Source organism: Algoriphagus mannitolivorans DSM 15301 (assembly GCF_000429425.1).
GTDB lineage: Bacteria > Bacteroidota > Bacteroidia > Cytophagales > Cyclobacteriaceae > Algoriphagus > Algoriphagus mannitolivorans.
The window spans coordinates 115,572-135,882 of the sequence record NZ_AUBV01000009.1 but is presented as its reverse complement, the minus strand read 5'-3'; the positions used below and the strand labels follow the sequence as shown (position 1 = coordinate 135,882).

18 protein-coding genes are annotated in these 20,311 nt (G+C 42.7%); 14 read left to right on the top strand and 4 right to left on the bottom strand.

Features of this window, described 5'->3' with window-relative positions; translation table 11 throughout:
- The first annotated feature begins 325 nt into the window (after positions 1 to 325).
- From G458_RS0111870 to G458_RS0111820, 10 genes are all read left to right on the top strand, one after another.
- The gene (locus tag G458_RS0111870; protein WP_026952106.1) at positions 326 to 799 is read left to right on the top strand and encodes an Lrp/AsnC ligand binding domain-containing protein; all 474 of its coding nucleotides are present in this window, start codon (positions 326 to 328) and stop codon (positions 797 to 799) included.
- A 243-nt stretch (positions 800 to 1,042) separates the two neighbouring features.
- Positions 1,043 to 2,488 (top strand): Fe-S cluster assembly protein SufB, encoded by a 1,446-nt coding sequence (gene sufB, locus G458_RS0111865; protein ID WP_026952105.1) that lies wholly within the window; start codon positions 1,043 to 1,045, stop codon positions 2,486 to 2,488.
- Between the two features lie 46 nt (positions 2,489 to 2,534).
- On the top strand, positions 2,535 to 3,296 hold the full coding sequence (sufC, locus tag G458_RS0111860) for a Fe-S cluster assembly ATPase SufC (RefSeq protein ID WP_026952104.1): 762 nt from the start codon (positions 2,535 to 2,537) through the stop codon (positions 3,294 to 3,296).
- Between the two features lie 17 nt (positions 3,297 to 3,313).
- Entirely contained in the window at positions 3,314 to 4,582 is a 1,269-nt protein-coding gene (sufD, locus tag G458_RS0111855) for a Fe-S cluster assembly protein SufD (protein ID WP_026952103.1), read from the top strand.
- A 3-nt stretch (positions 4,583 to 4,585) separates the two neighbouring features.
- Positions 4,586 to 5,809, top strand: a complete 1,224-nt coding sequence (locus G458_RS0111850; protein WP_026952102.1) for a cysteine desulfurase — start codon at positions 4,586 to 4,588, stop codon at positions 5,807 to 5,809.
- Positions 5,806 to 6,237: a SufE family protein gene (locus G458_RS0111845; protein WP_026952101.1), complete on the top strand. Its 432-nt coding sequence runs from the start codon at positions 5,806 to 5,808 to the stop codon at positions 6,235 to 6,237. Before G458_RS0111850 ends, G458_RS0111845 begins: the two co-directional genes overlap by 4 nt.
- A 1-nt stretch (position 6,238) precedes the next feature.
- Positions 6,239 to 6,580, top strand: coding sequence for a DUF59 domain-containing protein (locus tag G458_RS0111840; protein WP_026952100.1), 342 nt, complete (start codon positions 6,239 to 6,241; stop codon positions 6,578 to 6,580).
- Positions 6,581 to 6,607: 27 nt separating this feature from the next.
- Positions 6,608 to 7,030 (top strand): BrxA/BrxB family bacilliredoxin, encoded by a 423-nt coding sequence (locus tag G458_RS0111835; RefSeq protein WP_026952099.1) that lies wholly within the window; start codon positions 6,608 to 6,610, stop codon positions 7,028 to 7,030.
- Positions 7,031 to 7,275: 245 nt separating this feature from the next.
- A complete protein-coding gene (locus tag G458_RS0111830; protein ID WP_026952098.1) occupies positions 7,276 to 8,562 on the top strand; it encodes a citrate synthase in 1,287 nt (428 codons plus the stop codon).
- A 118-nt stretch (positions 8,563 to 8,680) separates the two neighbouring features.
- Positions 8,681 to 8,941, top strand: coding sequence for an acyl-CoA-binding protein (locus G458_RS0111820; protein WP_026952097.1), 261 nt, complete (start codon positions 8,681 to 8,683; stop codon positions 8,939 to 8,941).
- Between the two features lie 88 nt (positions 8,942 to 9,029).
- Here G458_RS0111820 and G458_RS0111815 read toward each other — a convergent pair whose 3' ends face one another.
- Both G458_RS0111815 and G458_RS0111810 read right to left on the bottom strand, forming a co-directional pair.
- Complete coding sequence (locus G458_RS0111815; RefSeq protein WP_026952096.1) at positions 9,030 to 10,016, bottom strand: bile acid:sodium symporter family protein; 987 nt, start codon at positions 10,014 to 10,016, stop codon at positions 9,030 to 9,032.
- Positions 10,013 to 10,762: a TrmH family RNA methyltransferase gene (locus tag G458_RS0111810; protein WP_026952095.1), complete on the bottom strand. Its 750-nt coding sequence runs from the start codon at positions 10,760 to 10,762 to the stop codon at positions 10,013 to 10,015. Before G458_RS0111810 ends, G458_RS0111815 begins: the two co-directional genes overlap by 4 nt.
- 19 nt (positions 10,763 to 10,781) lie before the next feature.
- Between G458_RS0111810 and tamL the strand changes: the two genes are divergently transcribed.
- The 3 genes from tamL to G458_RS0111795 are packed head-to-tail and all read left to right on the top strand — an operon-like array spanning position 10,782 to position 14,692.
- Complete coding sequence (tamL, locus tag G458_RS0111805; RefSeq protein ID WP_026952094.1) at positions 10,782 to 13,199, top strand: translocation and assembly module lipoprotein TamL; 2,418 nt, start codon at positions 10,782 to 10,784, stop codon at positions 13,197 to 13,199.
- 6 nt (positions 13,200 to 13,205) lie between these two features.
- Entirely contained in the window at positions 13,206 to 14,117 is a 912-nt protein-coding gene (gene hemF / locus G458_RS0111800; protein ID WP_026952093.1) for an oxygen-dependent coproporphyrinogen oxidase, read from the top strand.
- Positions 14,114 to 14,692, top strand: coding sequence for a phosphatase PAP2 family protein (locus G458_RS0111795; RefSeq protein ID WP_026952092.1), 579 nt, complete (start codon positions 14,114 to 14,116; stop codon positions 14,690 to 14,692). Before hemF ends, G458_RS0111795 begins: the two co-directional genes overlap by 4 nt.
- A 23-nt stretch (positions 14,693 to 14,715) precedes the next feature.
- Here the strand turns inward: G458_RS0111795 and G458_RS0111790 are convergent, their stop codons facing one another.
- A complete protein-coding gene (locus G458_RS0111790; protein ID WP_051287209.1) occupies positions 14,716 to 16,140 on the bottom strand; it encodes a sugar porter family MFS transporter in 1,425 nt (474 codons plus the stop codon).
- 213 nt (positions 16,141 to 16,353) lie between these two features.
- Between G458_RS0111790 and G458_RS0111775 the strand changes: the two genes are divergently transcribed.
- Positions 16,354 to 17,580, top strand: a complete 1,227-nt coding sequence (locus tag G458_RS0111775) for a BamA/TamA family outer membrane protein (protein WP_026952090.1) — start codon at positions 16,354 to 16,356, stop codon at positions 17,578 to 17,580.
- Positions 17,581 to 17,655: 75 nt separating this feature from the next.
- On the opposite strand, the gene G458_RS0111770 is transcribed toward G458_RS0111775, so the two are convergent.
- The gene (locus G458_RS0111770) at positions 17,656 to 20,190 is read right to left on the bottom strand and encodes a phosphoenolpyruvate carboxylase (RefSeq protein WP_026952089.1); all 2,535 of its coding nucleotides are present in this window, start codon (positions 20,188 to 20,190) and stop codon (positions 17,656 to 17,658) included.
- Positions 20,191 to 20,311 lie beyond the last annotated feature (121 nt).

The window sequence follows — 20,311 nt, the reverse complement described above, 5'->3', positions numbered from 1 at the left end:
CATTTTTTTGTATTTTAAATGTAAAAAAGAGCAATAAAAAAGTCTTGCCAGCAGCAAGACCCTTTTCAGAATATAAACCCAAATATAACTTTAGAGATTAAAAGTTTTCTATTGATTATCAAATATTTGGAGTTAAGACGTATTTCAAACAAAAGATGAATTGAAATCGATAAAAACCAAATAATTATTTGAAACTTTTCATCAAGGCCAAAATAAAAGGTTTTTTCCTTTAATTACAAATTGAAAAAATAATTTTGCAATATTTTGAACAATCTTTAATTTACGGCGACTTTCATTAACAATCATCTAAATCCTACTAGGGAAAATGGACAAAATTTTAGATATCGATAACATAGACCTAAAGATCATTTCGCTTTTGAACGAAGACGCGAAGACTCCTTACACCGAAATTGCCAAAAAAGTTTTCGTTTCCTCTGGTACCGTTCACGTGAGAATGAAAAAGTTGGAAGACATGGGAATTGTCAAAAGCGCCACTTTGAACATTGATTTTTCAAAGCTTGGGTATGACATCTCAGCCTTTTTGGGAATTTACCTCGAGAAAAGTTCCTTGTATGATAATGTTATTGAAAGACTAAAGGGAATTGCTGAAGTGGTTAGTGCATATTACACCACGGGGAATTATTCCATTTTCGCCAAAATAATCTGCAGAGATACCAACCACCTTCGACTGGTCCTAGACAGCATTCAAAAAGTGGACGGAATTGATCGTACGGAGACTTTGATTGTTTTGGAAGAAAGTATCAATAGACCAATTCAGTTTTTCGATAAGGAAAAGTAACTCTATTTAGATTAAATCTAATTTAATCTAAAAGTCCTATATACCTATCTATCTAAAGGAAGTCCGGTAGTTTCCGGACTTTTTTATTCATGTACTTCCATACTGAATTTCAGGGCATTTGAGGACAACAGGCAAATAAAAACCTAATGACTGATAGATTTTTCAAATGAGGCTGAACATTATTTTTTAAGAATATGTTGTACCTTCGCAGTTAAAATGTAATTAGTCTAAATAACTCAGCGCATGAGCAAAGACAATCAGATTTTAGAAGAACTTACCTCCAAAGAATATGAGCACGGCTGGTCAGTCAATTATGAGACCGACGAAGCCCCTGCTGGATTGAATGAAGACATCATTCGATGGATTTCCGCAAAAAAGGAAGAACCAGAATGGCTTTTGGAATGGAGGCTTAAGGCTTTTCGTACTTGGCTAAATATGGCTGAACCATCTTGGGCCAACGTTACTTATCCCAAGATCGACCTTCAGGCCTTGAAATATTATTCTGCCCCAAAGCAGGCAAAGAAAACAAAAAGCTTGAATGAAGTAGATCCAGAGCTTATCGCGATCTACGAGCGATTGGGTATTTCACTCAATGAGCAAAAAAGATTGCAAGGTATAGCTGTAGATGCGGTTTTGGATTCAGTGTCTGTGGCTACCACTTTTAAAGACACCTTAGGTAAGCTGGGTATTGTTTTCTGTTCCTTCAGTGAAGCCGTGAAAGAGCATCCTGAATTGGTGAAGAAATATTTGGGGTCAGTAGTCCCAATGACAGACAACTATTATGCGGCCTTGAATTCGGCTGTATTTTCAGATGGTTCGTTTTGCTACATTCCAAAAGGCGTAAGATGCCCGATGGAGCTTTCTACCTATTTCCGAATCAATGCAGCCAACACTGGTCAGTTTGAAAGAACTTTAATCGTTGCCGAGGAATCTTCCTATGTTTCCTATTTGGAAGGATGTACTGCTCCTCAAAGAGATGAAAATCAACTTCATGCTGCGGTAGTAGAAATCTACGCGGCAGCCCATGCTGAAGTGAAATATTCCACAGTGCAAAACTGGTTCCCTGGTGACAAGGAAGGCAAAGGAGGGATTTACAACTTTGTAACCAAACGAGGTATCTGTGAAGGAGATCATTCTAAAATCTCCTGGACACAGGTGGAAACAGGTTCTGCGGTGACTTGGAAGTACCCTTCTTGTATTCTAAAAGGAGATCATTCCATCGGTGAATTTTACTCCGTGGCAGTTACCAACAATTATCAGCAAGCTGATACCGGAACCAAAATGATTCATATTGGTAAAAACACCAAATCCAGAATCGTTTCCAAAGGTATCTCTGCCGGTAAGTCTCAAAACTCCTACCGAGGTCAGGTTCAGGTGATGAAAAGGGCAGATAATGCCAGAAACTTTTCTCAGTGTGACTCCCTATTGATGGGAGATAGATGTGGAGCTCATACCTTCCCATACATTGATATCAATAATCCGTCAGCGAAGGTGGAGCATGAAGCTACCACTTCCAAAATCGGGGAAGACCAAATCTTCTATTGCAACCAACGAGGTATTGCGACGGAAGATGCAGTTGCCTTGATTGTAAACGGATACGCAAAAGAAGTCCTAAACCAGTTGCCGATGGAGTTTGCTGTGGAAGCTCAAAAGCTACTGGCTTTAACTCTAGAAGGCTCAGTCGGGTAATCCAATTGCAAAATTGGAAGATTCAAAAATTGAAAAATTTCAAATCATGTTAAGCATAAAAAATCTACATGCCTCTGTAGAGGGTACGCCTATTCTTAGAGGCATCAATTTGGAAGTGAAAGCTGGCGAGGTTCATGCCATCATGGGCCCAAATGGTTCCGGCAAATCTACTCTTGCCTCTGTTTTGGCAGGACGCGAAGAGTATGAAGTGACCGAAGGCGAGGTTATTTTCAAAGGAAAAGAATTGCTGGAAATGGCTCCGGAAGACAGAGCACGCGAAGGCGTTTTTCTTGCTTTCCAATACCCGGTAGAAATCCCTGGTGTATCTTCCACCAACTTCTTGAGAACTGCCTTGAATCAAGTAAGGGAGTATAGAGGTCAAGAACCTTTGGACGCTGTGAAATTCCTTTCTTTGATGAAAGAAAAAATGGCCTTGGTCGAAATTGACCAAAAGCTACTGAGCAGATCTTTGAATGAAGGCTTTTCCGGAGGAGAAAAGAAAAGAAATGAGATCTTCCAAATGGCCATGTTAGAGCCAACCCTTTCCATTTTGGATGAGACTGACTCTGGCTTGGACATCGATGCCCTTAGAATTGTATCCAACGGTGTCAATAAACTGAAGTCAGACCAAACAGCAACCATCGTAGTTACCCACTACCAGCGTTTGTTGGATTATATCGTACCTGACTACGTGCATGTTCTTTATAAAGGAAGAATCGTAAAATCCGGTACCAAAGAACTCGCACTAGAGCTTGAAGAAAAAGGATACGACTGGATCAAAGAAGAAGTGGATTCCGCCACTGTCTGAACACAAAACGAAACCTCATGAGTACCTTGACTATACAAGATACAATCCAAGGCCTTTTGGCTGCAGCCCCTGATAATTTCTCGTCTTCTCGATTGAAAGGGAAAGAAAATCTTGAGGCTCAAGGACTGCCTGCGCTAAAAGCCGAAGAATATAAATTCACTCCGATCACCAAAAAGCTGGAATCTAGCATTCTGAGCTTCTCCCCTGCCCTTCCGATTACTGTCACGCCAGAAATGGTTCAATCGGCTATTTTCGAGGGGTTTCAAGGGGACGTTTTGGTATTTTCCAATGGAAAATATTTACCAGAGCTATCCTCCAAGATCGAAGGAGTAGAAGTTGATTTTATTTCAGCGAAAGAGAATACTGCCTTAGGAAGCATCGCAAAGCCAGAAAAAGACGCTTTCGCTGCCTTGAACTTGGCTTCTTTTCAGGATGGAATTTTTATTTCTGTTCCGAAAAAGTCTCAAATAGAGAAGCCAATCTTATTACTCTCTTTCTGTCAAGCCAACGAAGGGCAAGTTATTCAGCCTAGAGTATGGATAGAATCCGGGGATTTTGCCGAAGCTACTTTCATGGATATGACCGTAAGCTTAGGTGAGCAATCTTATTTTGTCAACAAAGTAGTTGAAATCAAAGGCGGTATCAATTCCCAAATCAACTACTACCGGATTCAGAACGAAGGCAAAAATGCCATTGAAGTCAGCAATATTGAGACGGATATTCTGAAAGATGCCCGCTTTACCTCAGTAAATCTTTCCCTTTCAGGGGACATGGTTAGGAATAATCTAAGTCTGAACCTACTGGGAAGTAACTCGGAAGGCAACATGTATGGGATCTATATGCTGAATGGAAAAACACACGTGGATAATCACACCAACGTGGACCATACCATTCCTCATGCAGAATCCAATGAATTGTACAAAGGGATCTTGGCAGACCAAAGTCGCGGAGTGTTCAATGGAAAGATTTTTGTCCGTCAGGATGCACAGAAAACCAATGCTTTTCAACAGAACAATAATATCCTTCTTTCAGAAGATGCCATCGTCAACACCAAACCTCAGTTGGAGATCTGGGCAGATGATGTGAAATGCTCTCATGGATGTACCGTTGGTCAGTTGGATGAAGAAGCACTGTTTTACCTTCAGGCTAGAGGTATTGACAAAGTTTCTGCGAAAGGACTTTTGTTGTACGCCTTTGCCGGTGAAGTGCTGGAGAAAATCGAAGATGAAAGCTTCCGAGACTACGCAATCGGCCTGATTCAGGAGCGATTGGGTAGTAAATTCTAAGCTATGAATTTAAATATCGATCAGATCAGGGGCTTGTTTCCTGTACTTCATCAAGAAGTGCATGGCAAGCCCTTGATTTATTTTGATAATGCCGCTACTACCCAAAAGCCCAAGGCGGTCATTGAGGCATTGGTCAACTATTATGAGTTGGACAATTCCAACATCCATCGAGGAGCCCATGCCTTGGCTGATCGTGCTACCCGATATTATGAGAATACCCGGGAGTCTGTTCGGGACTTTATCAATGCCAAAGAGTCAGCGGAAATAATTTTTACCAAGGGAACCACCGAAAGTATCAATCTGGTGGCTTTGACTTTTGGGCGAAAATTCATCGGAAAAGGTGATGAAATCATCATTTCCACCCTTGAGCATCATAGCAATATCGTGCCATGGCAAATGCTCTGTGAGGAAAAAGGGGCTATTCTTAAGGTAATCCCTATCAATGAGGCCGGAGAAATCCTTTTTGAGGAATTCGAAAAACTTCTTTCCCCAAAAACCAAACTCGTCAGCATCGTCCACGCCTCCAATGCTTTGGGAACTATCAATCCTGTCAAAAAGATAATTGATGCCGCACATTTGGTTGGCGCAAAAGTTCTCTTGGATGGAGCTCAATCCACATCACATTTGGAAATTGATGTGCAGGACTTGGATTGTGATTTCATGGCTTTTTCAGCTCATAAACTCTATGGCCCTACAGGCTTGGGAGTCTTATTTGGAAAAAGAGAAGTACTGGAAGCGATGCCTCCTTTTTTGGGAGGTGGAGAAATGATCAAAGAAGTGACTTTTGAGAAAACCACTTATAACGACATTCCCTTCAAGTTTGAAGCTGGCACACCCAATATCGCGGATGTTATTGCTTTCAAAGCTGCTTTGGATTTTATCAAAAACTTGAAAAAGTCTGAAATCAAAGCTCATGAAGATGAACTTCTAGCCTACGCCAATGAGCTGATGAAGGACATCAAAGGCTTTATCCCAGTGGGAACAGCTCAAGATAAAGTCTCTGTATTATCCTTCAATATCAATCAGATGCATCCATTTGACGTGGGTCAAATGCTGGATGCAAGGGGAATTGCCGTACGTACCGGCCATCACTGTACCCAGCCTCTGATGAAACGATTTGGAATCGAGGGAACTGTCCGCGCTTCTTTTGCGGTTTACAATACCAAATCAGAAATTGAACAACTGGCTGAGGGGGTAGCCCGAATAGCAAGATTGAAGAATAAATGAGCAGTATTAAAGACGTACAAGAAGAGATTGTATCCGAATTCGAAATTCTGGGTGACGATAAAGAGTCCACTATCTTCTACATCATGGAGCTGGGCGGAAATTTGGAGCCTTTTCCTGAGGCGGAGAAAGTGGAACAAAATATCATCAAAGGCTGTCAATCCAAAGTATGGCTTATCGCCGATGACCGTGATGGAAAAGTACATTATCAGGCCGATTCGAATACGGATATAACCAAAGGACTGATTTCCTTACTAATTCGGGTTTTGAACAATCGCAGACCTGAGGAAATTATTCATTCAGAGCTGGATTTTATCGAAAAAATCGGAATGGGGAGCATCATTGGAAGTCAAAGATCCAATGGTCTGGCAGCGATGATCAAGCAGATGAAACTTTACGCATTGGCTTTTCAAGCCAAACAAAACGCCTGAAATGGAAGCGGAAAACAAAACAGAAAGCACTACGCAAGTGGAAAATTTGAGAGACAAGGTAGTCACAGCCATCAAACAGGTCTATGACCCGGAGATTCCCGTGGACGTCTATGAATTGGGATTGATCTATGAGATCACCGTGTATCCAGTCAACAACGTCTATGTGCAAATGACTTTGACCTCCCCAAATTGTCCATCAGCAGAATTTATCCCTTCAGAAGTCAAAGATAAAATCCAACAGATTCAAGGCGTAAACAACGTGGAAGTGGAAGTCACTTTTGACCCTCCCTACTCGCAGGACATGATGTCCGAAGCCGCCAAACTTGAATTGGGCTTTTTATAAAAACGAACAATTAAAACACCTATCCATATGTATCCTGAAGAACTAATTGCTCCCATGCGGGCAGAACTTTCCAATGTAGGATTCCAAGAATTCAGAACTGCAGAGCAAGTTGCCGAGCATCTAGGTCCAAATCACAAAGGAACTACTTTCGTGGTAGTCAATTCTGTGTGTGGATGTGCTGCAGGTGCTGCCCGTCCAGGGGTAAGGTATGCACTGGAGCATGCTGAGAAAAAACCTAGCACCTTGGCAACGGTTTTTGCGGGAAATGACCGCGATGCTGTCGCTCAGTTTAGAGAAATGGTATTGCCTTATCCTCCATCTTCTCCGGCTATGGCCTTGTTCAAAGACGGGGAGCTGGTTCACTTCATCGAAAGACACCACATCGAAGGAAGAAATGCCAAGATGATCGGTGATCATTTGGTAGAAGTATTTGAGCATTTCTGCGAGTAATTTTAGCCCTTCGGGGCTATTTCTGTTTCTTTGGAAAACCACTCCAATCTACCAAAGAAAATTTCTTAGACTTAAGAACTGCAAAACCTTTACAAACAAGTGGTTGTAAAAACCTTTTATCACAATTAATATCTTAAAATAATATTGCCCTAGCCGGTGGAATAATTTCCTTAAAAAATGGGCGATTTTATTAACTTAAGGCCGATTTTGAAGTTTTAAATACAATAGATATCCAAACTAACGATATGTCTGACTCCGCCAAGCTGTCCTACAACGGACAAGAATTTGAATTCCCCGTAATCATCGGGACAGAAAACGAACCTGCTATTGACATTGCCAAACTTAGAAGCGCCACTGGTCTGATCACTCTAGACTCTGGATTCAAAAATACTGGCTCTACCACCAGCTCAATTACTTTTTTGGATGGAGAACTTGGTATCCTTCGATACAGAGGATATAGAATTGAGGATTTGGCTGAAAAGTCCAGTTTCATTGAGGTGGCTTACCTATTGATCTATGGTGAATTGCCAACCCAGGCTCAATACGAAGACTTCACCAAGGAAATCACCTACCATACACTGGTTCATGAGGACATCAAGAAAATCCTGGACGGTTTCCCATCCAATGCTCACCCAATGGGAGTTCTTTCTTCCTTGATTTGTTCTCTTTCTGCCTTCTACCCTGACTCTCTGAATCCAAACAGAAGTGCAGAAGACATCAACCTGAGCATCATTAGACTTTTGGCAAAAATGCCAACTTTTGCCGCTTGGGCTTATAAGAACAAAATGGGGCATCCGGTGAATTACCCTGATAATTCTTTGGATTACTGCTCCAACTTCATGAAAATGATGTTTGCCCTGCCTGCTGAAAAGTATGAAATCGATCCGGTAGTAGCCAAAGCTTTGGATGCCCTGTTGATCCTTCATGCGGACCATGAGCAAAACTGCTCTACTTCTACCGTAAGGATTGTAGGTTCATCTCAGGCCTCTATCTATGCATCCATCTCAGCAGGTATCAATGCCCTTTGGGGACCTTTGCATGGTGGAGCCAACCAGTCTGTAATCGAAATGCTGGAAGCGATCAAAGCTGACGGCGGTGATGCCAAGAAATATCTAGACAAAGCCAAAGACAAAAACGATCCTTTCCGATTGATGGGCTTTGGACATCGAGTTTACAAAAACTTCGACCCAAGAGCGAAAATCATCAAGAAAGCTGCAGATGACGTTTTGGGCAAACTAGGCGTAAAAGATCCAGTATTGGATATCGCAAAAGAGCTTGAATATGCAGCCTTGAACGATCAGTATTTTGTGGATCGCAAGCTATATCCAAACGTAGACTTCTACTCCGGTATCATCTACAGAGCCTTGGGCATCCCTACCGACATGTTTACAGTAATGTTTGCTTTGGGACGTCTCCCAGGCTGGATTGCTCAGTGGAAAGAAATGAGAGAAAATGGAGAACCGATCGGACGTCCTCGTCAGGTGTACACTGGTGCTACCGAAAGAGACTATGTTAGCATGAACAAGCGTTAATCCGTTTTGACATTTATCAAGAAGCCAGCCTCGCAGCTGGCTTTTTTTATTAGCGGATTCCTCATTTCAGAGAATGGAACCAAATTTGACAAAATCATAAAATATTTTCCATAAACTCATGAAACCATCCACTTTAGAAGAAGCTGTTGCCTTAACACAAAAATTCACCACAAGACCTGGAAACGAAGAGCTCCTAAAACTCTACGGATTATACAAACAAGCCACCGAAGGAGATAATCTAGGAGAAAGACCGGGAGGATTTGACTTCAAAGCTGCCGCGAAATACAACTCCTGGCTCACCTTCAAAGGAAAATCCAAGGAAGAAGCCACACAAGACTATCTGGACTTGGTAGAAGAGCTTTCGAAAAAATACCTCTGAGCTTATGAGCCAGTTGACTGTTTCTGAAAATAACCAGAACGCCAGCCAACTGGCTTTTTATTTTTCTTTTGGATAATTATCCCTATTGCTATTTCCTTCTTCCCAAATAGCCAGCCAGCATGCTTCCCAAGATCAGCTGCTGGATGTGATACAACATGACCGGCAATAGCGCCAAGCCCAAGACTGCTGCATTGGGAAATATAACTTTACCAATGACCACACCATGCACCAGGGACTTTTTGGATCCGCAAAACAAGGTGGTAATTTGATCCTCTCTTGAAAAACCCATCGCCTTCCCTAATCCCCACATGATGACCAAAACCAGAATAAAGATCCCAAGCAAGGTCAGTGCGGTAATGAGCAACGACGAGATTGAAAAAGCTGAAAATATCTTCTGACCAAAGGACTCTGCAAATGAGGTGAAAACAATCACCATGATGACAGTTTGATCAACATATTTTAGTTTCGGGAGGACTTTTTGAAGTTTGGGGAAAAGCCATCCATGACTCAGAATTCCAAGCGTTACCGGAAGAATCACTTTGACTGACAATTCTCCCAAAGTTGCCCAAAAATCAATCTCTCCCTCTACTCCACCGGCCAAAACTCCCATCCACGCCGGAGTAATTACGACTCCCAGCAAACTGGAAATACTGGCATTAAAAATCGCACCGGGTAAATTTCCCCCGGCAATAGATACCATCACCACCGAAGCACTTACAGTGGAAGGAAGAGAAGACAGATATATGATCCCCAATTGAAACTCCTCCTCAATCCATGGAAAAATACCCATCAAAACCCACACCAAGGCCGGAAACAGCAGGAAAGTGGAAGATTGTATTAACAAGTGTAATTTCCAATTGGAAAGACCTGCTTTGATTTGAACAGGATCGAGCTTTACCCCATAGAAAAAGAATACCAAAGCTATGCCCACATTGATCATTGGTTTCCAGGGAATTCCAGAATCCTCAGATCCGAATTCGGGAAAAATGGAAGCTAAAGCAATGGCGATAAAAATACCTAACAGGAAGCCATTGATTCCGACTTTTGCCAAAGTCTGGGATAGTTTGGATTTCATTTCCCTATCAGTCGTTTGAAGTTATCACAAATGACTGCTGTGGCAATGGCCACATTAAGGGATTCTGCATGCCCAAATGCAGGAATCGTTATTTTTTGGTTGACATATTTTGCAGTATCCGCAGAAATCCCATTGGATTCATTTCCCATCAAAATTACTCCGGGAGTGATTTTCTCGAGTGAATGAATATTATCTCCTCCCAAAAAGGCTCCATACACCGGAAGATTCCATCGGCTAAAAACTTTTCCCAAATCTTCATAAAAAAACTCAACTCTGGTAAATGACCCCATCGTCGCCTGAATCACCTTGGGATTATAAAACTCTGCAGTATGAGGGGAAAAAACGAGTTTCTTGATCCCATACCAATCCGCAATCCGAATGATGGTTCCCAAATTCCCAGGATCACGAACTTCATCCAATGCCAAAATCATTTCACCCTCCTCAGGCTGGAAAGCTTGGTTGGGTTTCATTTGAACCACTGCGAGAGCCGAATCATTGGATTGAAACTGCCCCAATCCTTCCAGTTGGTTTTGGGTAAGTATCAGCTTCTGTCCGGAGAAGGAGGTTAATTTCCGAAAATGCTTTTGTTCAAAAGACTCCGTCATCAAAATCATGTCAATGGAAAATCCTGACTCTAAAACCTCCAAAACACTTTTTTCACCCTCTACAAAGAACTTCCCTGTCTCCGTTCGGTATTTTTTTTGATGTAAGGATTTTATAAACTTAACCGTATTTTTGCTCAGCATCCCTGTAGATTACCACAAATTGAAATCTTCCAAATATATAATTTTTATCGCTCTGCTTTGGGTTTGCTATGCCTGCTCCCTCACCCGAAATGTGCCTGAGGACAAATTTGTGGTCTATGAAAATGAACTGAAGGGGGTAGAAAAGGCCAGTCAGGAACAACTCTACAACCTTTTAGAACAGGAACCCAACACCAGGTTTTTGGGCACCTCTCTGGGAGTCAATATCTATCGCTTTGGAAAAAAATTCTATGACAGCGCGGAAGTTGCTGAAAAACTAACCCAAACCAAGGCAAAACTCAGGGAATTGAGAGCAGCCGAGGACACGGTAGAAAACACAAGGAAAATCGAAAAAAGACTCTATCGGGTCAATTCTAAAGTAGAAAGCTTGGAGAAAAAGCTGGAGTTTGGAAACGGATTGATGAGAACCGGCAATCCAGCTGAGATTTTTGATGAAGAACTTACCGCAAAATCCGTCAGCAATCTTCAGGGCTATTTGGTCAATCATGGCTTTTTTGATGCCTCAGTGGACTATATGCTTGAAACCAAAGGTCAAAAAGCATATGTCACCTATCAGATCCAAGAGCGTGAACCCTACATCATGGACACGATCTACCGGAAAACAGACAATGAGGAAATCCAAAGAATCCTGGAGGCCAATAAAAAAAGTACACATCTAAAGGCGGGAGCTATTTATTCTCAAGATGACATCATAGCAGAAAGAAACAGAATCGAAGATCTTTTGAAAAACAACGGATTCTTCATGTTTTCCAAATCCTATGTCAACTACATCGTTTTCAAAGACACGACGGAGAAAAAAGTGAATGTGGAAGAAATCATCCAAAAGCCCACTTTTTCAGAAAAGCATGAGCCCTATACAATTGATTCCATCAATTTTAGAATAAATCCACCAAGCAGCGAGTTTGTGGACCGAAGCGTCAGAAATAGTTTTAACGGAATAGATTTCTCCTTTTACAGAGATAGATATTCTGAAAAAATCCTGGCTTCAAGAATCCAGATTCAAAAAAATGCCCGGTACAGCCGTCAAAACACCATCGATACTCAAAGACTCCTGAATAACCTGGACCTCTTTCGGTTTGTCAACATTTCCTTCGATACACTTGGCACCTCTCTTACGGCCAATATTTTCACTCAACCCAATCAAAAATACCAACTCACAAATCAGGTGGGCTTGACCATCACAGAGCAGCTTCCCGGTCCATTTTTCAGTACCGCTCTTCGTAACCGTAACTTCTTCCGAGCCGGAGAAATACTGGAGTTTAATTTTCGAGCAGGATTGGAAGGGGTGGCTTCCGCGACCGGTCAAGGAGTCTATCAAAGTACCGAACTCAACGGGTCAGTTTCCGTGATTTTCCCAAGATTTCTAATTCCCTTTTCGCCAGGAGCCCTTCAGACTTTTGGAAAGTATAATCCCAACACCCGGGTTCAGTTTGGTTATCTTCATACCAACCGACCCGAATACACAAGAAACTCAATCAACGGATTGCTTTCTTACACCTGGCAGACCCGAAACAACCGTCAAGCTTTTACACTGAATGCCGCAGATATCAATTATATCCGGACTCCTGTTCTTACTAATGAATTCTTACAAGTCTTGGAGAATTTACAATCCAATGGCAACAACCTGATCTGGTCTTTCTTGCCCTCATTTGTCAGCAGTTTTTCAGGACAAACGGTAATCAATTTCAACCGATATGGGGACTTCAGTACCAAAAGGGCTTCTTTGCTTCGGTTATTTGTAGAAAGCGGAGGGACATCGCTGAACTTCCTCAATGTCCAGAGTAATGATGAACCGGGTATCGATTATGCCAACTTTCAGTGGCTCAAAACTCAGGTGGATTTTAGAAGGTATTATCCTTTAAACCAAAAACAAACGGTAGCCTATCGACTTAATTTCGGATGGTCAAGACCTTACGGTGTGAGTGCGGGAGTATTGCCTTATGAAAAATATTTCTTCGCCGGTGGTGGTACCAGTATCCGTGCCTGGCAGGCCCGACGCCTCGGACCGGGAAGCTCCAAACCTGTACTGGGAGCTGGGGGAGAATATGACTATGTCAACGAGCAACCTGCAGAGATGATTTTGGAAAGTATGCTGGAATACCGCAGAAATTTAGTCGGATTCTTTGATATGGCTGTATTTCTGGATGCCGGCAACTCTTGGATGATCGGAGTGGATCCGGCTCGGCCCGGTGCGGATTTCAGATGGGATCGTTTTTACAAAGAAATCGCTGTCGGAGCAGGCCTCGGTTTGAGAATGGACTTCGACTTCCTGGTGATCAGGCTAGACCTTGCCACCAAAGCCATCGACCCTTCCAAAGACGAAGGAGAGCGCTGGGTCTTGGATAATTTATCTTTCAGAAGACCTTTTGGGACAAGAGGTCAAACAGTATTTAATTTTGGGATCGGATATCCCTTCTAATAGCTGATGAGTAGAAAATCAAAAGAGGAAATTGCGGAAATCTACCGCCAAATGCAGGATCATATTTGCCAAAGTCTTGAAAAAGCTGATGGCAATGGCAAATTCCGTGAAGATGCTTGGGACAGAGCTGAAGGCGGAGGAGGCCGAACCCGAATCTTTGAATCCGGAGCTATTATCGAAAAAGGAGGAGTAGCTTTCTCAGCAGTCCATGGCCCTACTCCGGAAAAAATCCTCCAAAAGCTCGGATTGGAAAAAGCTGACTTTTTCGCCACTGGTGTATCCATAGTCCTCCACCCTTTCAGCCCAATGGTACCTATCATTCACATGAATATCAGGTATTTCGAAATGGAAAACGGAGTGAATTGGTTTGGAGGAGGAATTGACCTAACCCCTCACTACGTCGTTCCGGAGGATGCCAAATATTTTCATCAGGAAGTAAAGAAAGTCTGTGATGAGTTTGATTCCGAGTATTATCCTAAGTTCAAAAAATGGGCTGACGACTACTTTTTTATCCGTCATCGAAATGAAACGCGCGGAGTAGGCGGAATATTCTATGATCGACTCAGCGGCAAAACAGACGAGGAATTCCAGCAGATTCTGGACTTTTCCTTGTCCATTGGTAGGCTATTCCCTGAGGTTTATGGGTACTTTATGGAGAAAAACTCCAAGATCCCTTTTGGGGAGCAGGAAAAAGCTTGGCAAAATCTGAGAAGAGGACGGTATGTGGAATTCAACCTGGTCTGGGATGCAGGCACCAAGTTTGGGCTTGATACCAATGGCCGTACCGAAAGTATCCTCATGAGCATGCCTCCACAGGCAGAATGGACCTATATGCATGAGCCTAAGCATGGAAGCCCAGAGGCATTTACTTTGGAGCATCTGAAAAAGGAAATGGACTGGCTAACTTTTGTACCATGATTGAAACTCTGAAAAATCTGGATGAGGAGTTTTTCCTCTGGCTGAATTCTTTTCATTGGGATTGGCTGGATCCGATCGTTTTTCAAATGACTCAAACCTTCACTTGGGTTCCTTTGTATGCATTTCTGATTTACAAGATTTACAAAGCCGATCCCAAAAACTGCTGGTGGGTATATGGAGGAGTGATGCTCACTATTCTGATTTCAGATCAATTCACCTCGGGATTTCTAAAGCCCCTGATGGAAAGACTTCGGCCCTGCCACGATCCAAGATGGGAAGGAATGATCCACAACTACGGAAGATGTGGCGGACTTTATGGCTTTGTGTCTTCCCATGCTGCCAATACGTTTGGCCTAGCCACGTTCCTCAATTTTAAGATGAAAGGCAAGCTTAAATACATGGGCTGGCTCTACCTCTATGCTATCGTGGTAAGCTATACCCGAATCTATTTGGGCGTACATTATCCTTTTGACATCCTTCTTGGGGCAGCTATCGGAGCAATCGTCGGTTGGATGTGTTGGTTTTTTATTGTCTTTGTGAAAAGGGAATTGGTCAAAAGCTTTTTGAAGAAATAGCGCTGATTTTTTCTATCAAAAAATCAGGATAATTCCCTGTCAAGCTGCTCCAAAGACTTCCCTTTGGTTTCTGGAAGCACTTTCCACAGGACCAAAAAGCCAAAGACACAAATCATCCCATACAACCAGAAATTATTGGCCCAACCAAGATTTTCTTTGATCGCAGGAAAAAAATAGGTCAGGGTAAAATTGCCAACCCAATGGGCTAAGGCACCGATTGAAATTGCCGCACCTCGTACTCGGGTTGGAAAAATCTCCGAAAGCAAAACCCATAGTAAAGGCGCCAGGGATATGGAATAAAACATCACGTTAGCCAAAACCAAAATCACCACAACTCCCCCTCCCAAATCTGCAAAAAAGGAATAGCCTATTCCGGCATAGATGAGTGACATCGCGGCAAGGCAGGTCATTAAGATGGATTTCCTTCCAAATCGATCCACAGTGGCCAAAGTCACAAAGACTGAGGCTACCATTACTCCTCCGATCACAACGATATTCAGCATCATTTGCTTCAGGTTAAAACCTGCAGCCTGAAAGATGTCCGCCGCATAATAGATCACTACATTGATGCCACTCCACTGCTGCAGAAATGCCAAAAATATCCCAAGAGCCAATAGCTTCATGATCTTAGGTTGGAACAGGGCTTTGAGATTGATCTGGGAATCATCTCCCCTCTCCAAAGTCTCCTGTGTTTCCCGAATACTGTCTTGAGCATAGTCCAAGCCTCCGATTTTAACCAGTACCTTTCGTGCTTGATCCGTTTGGCCATTTTTGATCATCCATCGCGTGCTCTCCGGCACCAAAAACATCAGCCCGAAAAAGAGCATTGCAGGAACGGTCTCCGCCCCAAACATCCATCTCCATCCAGTTTGTCCATTCCAGCTTTGAGCAATCTGTTCAAAAGTCGCTTCATCCGCCATCTCGGTATCCAGAAGAGAAATCTGCCAATTGACCAGCTGGGCAAGCAGCACCCCAAACATGATTAGCAATTGATTGATGGTGACCATCCTTCCCCGCTTCTCCGCAGGTGACATTTCAGAGATGTACAATGGAGAAAGATTTAAGGCAATCCCCATAGCCACTCCACCTAGAATTCGGTACAGGTTGAATGCAAAAAAACTATCTGCCAAAGCAGTGCCGATCGCAGAAAGGGAAAACAAAAACCCAGAGGCGATCAACAGGCGTTTTCTCCCCAAGGCATCACTCAAAAAGATGCACAATCCCGCTCCGATCATACAGCCGACTAGGGCCGAACTGGTACCCCAACCCTGATTCGCTACACTACTGACATTAAAGTATGGTTCGTAAAAAGGCTTAGCACCGCCGATGACCACCCAGTCGTAGCCAAACAAAAAGCCCCCCAGGGCGGCGGTCAAGGATATTAGCCAGAGGTAAGTTTGGTTGAAAGTATAGCGAGGCGTCAGAGGTTCGGATAGTTTGGGTTTCATGCCAAAAAATACCAGAAATTTTCATTCTTGCAATCCTGCTCGATCTTGGAGAAGGAGAATCCAAATAGCCCGGGATTACTCCCTAGGCTATGCCAGAGGATGATGCATTCATTATTCCCTATTCCTAATTTTTATTCCGCCTTTGGGAATATTTCCGTTGGAACCTCATTCCATTGGACTAGATTGAAGTAAATTACCATCTCAACTCCGATCATGAAGCCACTCTTACTTCTGGGGATATTTTTTACTATCACCCTTCGGCTATCTGCCCAATCCGACACAAGCTCCTATGTCCCTAATAAAGTGTATCATTTCAGTTTCATCCCTTTACCGGCAGTAGCCTCCAATCCTGCCAATGGTTGGATGTTTGGATTGGCTCCTTCAGCTTCTTGGTACATGGGTGATCCTCTGGCTACCAAATTGTCCAACTTGGTTGGAAATCTATTGTACACCACAAAAAATCAATGGATTTTCAGTTCCAGACATAATATTTTCCTCGCAGGGAATAAGACTATACTTCTTGGAGACTGGCGGTATTTCATTACCTCCCAACCTACCTATGGATTGGGGAGTTCGTCTCCCAATGGATTTGATGCCGACCCGATCAAATTCCCGATTTTCCAGGGTGAGCAACAAATGGACTTCAGGCTTACCCGTTTCTATGAGACCTTTCTGAAGCGAATTGGGAATTCAAGCTTTTACCTAGGACCAGGCTATCATTTGGACATTCACCACAAAATCCAAAATTACTTATCCGAGGATCGTGGGCAATTTTTCAACTTTTCACATGATGACTACAATCGAGAAAAAGGGTTTTCGACTGAAAAGTATTCCCTCTCGGGAATATCTATGAATGTGGTTATGGAGAACAGGGACGTAGCAGTTTCTCCCTATGAAAAGAATTTCGCCTGGATTCAATACAAAATCAATCCGGAGTTTTTGGGGTCTTCCCAATCCTCCAGCACCTTACTGTTAGATTATCGGCATTATTTCAACCTCAACCCCGCCCGAAAACGGCATTTAATAGGCGTGTGGGGAATGGGAAATTTCCTTGTCACTGGAAAACTACCTTACATGAATCTTCCTTCTCTAGGATGGGATATGTTTGGAAGAGCTGGAAGAGGCTATGCCCAAGGTAGATTTCGGGGAGAAAATATGGTCTATGGAGAAGCAGAATGGAGATTTCCATTACAAAGGGAAAAGGACACCTTTGGAGGTACCTTATTTGTCAATGGAGCAAGCTTTAGCGGTGGAACAAGGGAAAATACACTAAATGTCAGCAACAATCAGGAGCGACTTTTTGAGAAAATCAATCCAGGTTATGGTCTGGGACTCCGCGTGATGATCAATAAAGAAAAAAGAACGACCATCACCGCGGATTACGGCATAGGCCAAAATGGAAATGGAGGGTTTTACCTGAACATTAATGAAACTTTCTAAAAAAATAGCCTGGGGTTTTTGAACCCTAGGCTATTTCTGATTTTCAAAGAGGCTTTTCCTGTTTAGTCCAAGCTCTTAGGCTGCGTTTCTGGTAGCATTGATGATTCCAAACATGGCCCGAAGGATGAGTTTGTCCAGAGTTTCTGAAGATTTCCCTTCATCCAAAATTCTCTGAATCGCATACTGCTGAATCGTGATCAAGGGAAGCACAATTCTCTCCCTGATTTCGATGGACTTTTTGGTCACAGGATTATCTTCCAACAACTCATTCATTCCTGAAATCGCCTTGATCTTTTCTACCGATCTGAGGTATTCCTCATAAAGCATTTTCCAAAACTCTCCGTATTCAGGGTTTTTCTCCAAATAGGCTGTTGCAGGATAAAAACACTTATTCAAGGATTGCATGGAATTGCTCAGCAAGGTTCGGAAGAATAGGCTTTCCTGGTACAGCTTTTTGATTTCATCCAATCTTCCTTCTTTTTCGGCTGCCTCGATAGCTGCTCCTACCCCAAAGAAACCTGGAATATTTTGCTTCATTTGGGCCCAAGATCCGACAAATGGAATCGCTCGAAGGTCTTCGAACTTCAATCCGGAACCTTTTCCTCTTTTCAGGGGACGGCTACCAATATTGGTCATACCGAAGAATTTCAAAGGAGCCACATGCTCGAGATAGGGAACAAACTTCGGGTGATTTTTTAGTTTTTTGTAATAGTCGTATCCCGAATCAGCTAAGGTTTGGATGAGTTTCCGTTGCTTTGGATTAAGATTTTTTTCTGAGTCTGGATAAAGGTGATTTTCTAAACCCGCACTGAGCAATTGCTCGAGATTATAGGTGCAGGACACTTGCTTGCCATAATTCGAAGAAATCGTCTGTCCCTGAATCGTCACCTGGATCTCTGAATTCTCAACTTTTTCTCCCAAGGAAGCATAGAAGTTGTGTAGGTTTCCCCCTCCACGGGCTACAGGTCCTCCTCTTCCGTCAAAGAATACCACCTTGATTCCGTATTTTCTAGAAACCTCAGAAAGCTCTTCTTTGGCAATCAAAATGGACCAGTTGGCTTTGAGATAGCCACCGTCTTTGGTCCCATCGGAGAATCCAAGCATGATGTTTTGCTTCATTCCTCTGGACTTGATATGCTCTGCATATTCGGGAGTCTCGTACAATTGGGCCATGATTTTAGGTGCCATCGCCAAATCATCCACGGTCTCAAAAAGAGGAACAATATCCAGTGGGAGATTTCCTGACTTGGCTCCCAAAGTCAGTCTTGACAGCTGGAAAACTTCCAGCACATGTAGGACCGACTGGCAATTGGAAATGATATAACGGTGAAGTCCCTCCTCCCCATTTAGGGATTGAATAGCTTTTACGGTACCCAGAGATTGGAGCATTTCCTTGTGGAATGGCTCTTGGAAGTCTTCCAAGGAAGGAAGACCACGGGTCTTCATGACTTTGGAAATCAACTCCTCCTCGGTTCCGGTAAACTCTTTCCCCTGAATGGAGAAAATCTCCTCCCACAAAGCATCATGCTTTCGGCTATCCTGTCTTAGATCCATATGGGCAAAGTGGAACCCGAAGATTCTCACTTTCAGGATAAATTCATCCAGAAGATTCAAAAACAGTCCGTCATGATGCGTGATCAATGCCTCTCTGGCTTCCAGCAAAATAGCCAACAGGTCATCTTTGGATTTGTACACCTGTTTGTTTTCAAAAAGTGTATCGAAAATTCCCCGCTCTGCTTTGGCAATCAGCTCCTCCACATTTTTGAAGGTGAGTCTCTTCTTCAGCTTCCGCAAATCCCTGTAATAGCATCTCATCAGCCATTTTTTGAGGCGATCAGCTACCTGAAGGGTAGTTTCATGGGTCACAAATGGATTTCCATCTCGATCACCTCCCGGCCAAAAGCCGACCTTAAGAATCCCTGGGTTTTCCCAAGTATGAATAGGTTCTCCAAGTCCTTTCAGCAATCGAATCACGATATCCGGAATACTTTGGTAGAATACATTTTCCAAATACCAGATCAAGCTGATTGCCTCATCAAAAGGAGTCGGCTTTTCACGGTTGATAAAGCCGGTTTTCCCAAGCTGCTGAAGCAGAAGATTGATGTTTTCAAGATCATCTGTCCGTATGGCATTTTCCAGATCGGTGATGATTCCCAAAACATTTCCGGGATAGAACTGTGTGGGGTGAGCCGTCAAGGTCAATCGAACGGAAAAAGTCTTAAGCTTTTCGACCAATTCTTTCTTCTTTTTGTCTGTTTCCACTCGGGAGATCAAAGCCTTGATGGATCCTTTACCATTGATGTCATTGATCTTGTCGTAAGCTGCGTCCTCAATAGAATCAAAAAGAACAACTTGGCGCTCCACATATTGAATCATCTGAAACAGGAAATCACTCTTCCTTTTTTCAGATTCTCCCGGCATCATTTCCTCAAAAAAACCATGAATGATTTCTACGGGAGTTTTTCCCTCTTGGTATCCTTTTTCACAGGCCTTACCTAAAAATGGCAATAGGGTTCCGGTGACATAGATATCATCAAAGGGAAGATCTAAAAAAAGACTGTTATAAATCGTAAATCGCTTGGCGACTTGGGTGTCATAAACTTGCTGCATCAGGGTCAAATTAATAGGTTAAGCAAATTAGCATTTTTTGTATTTTTTAGCATCATTTTTAAAATTTCTTCAATGTTTTAGCTCAAAAAATTCATTTATCACATACAACATCACTCATTTT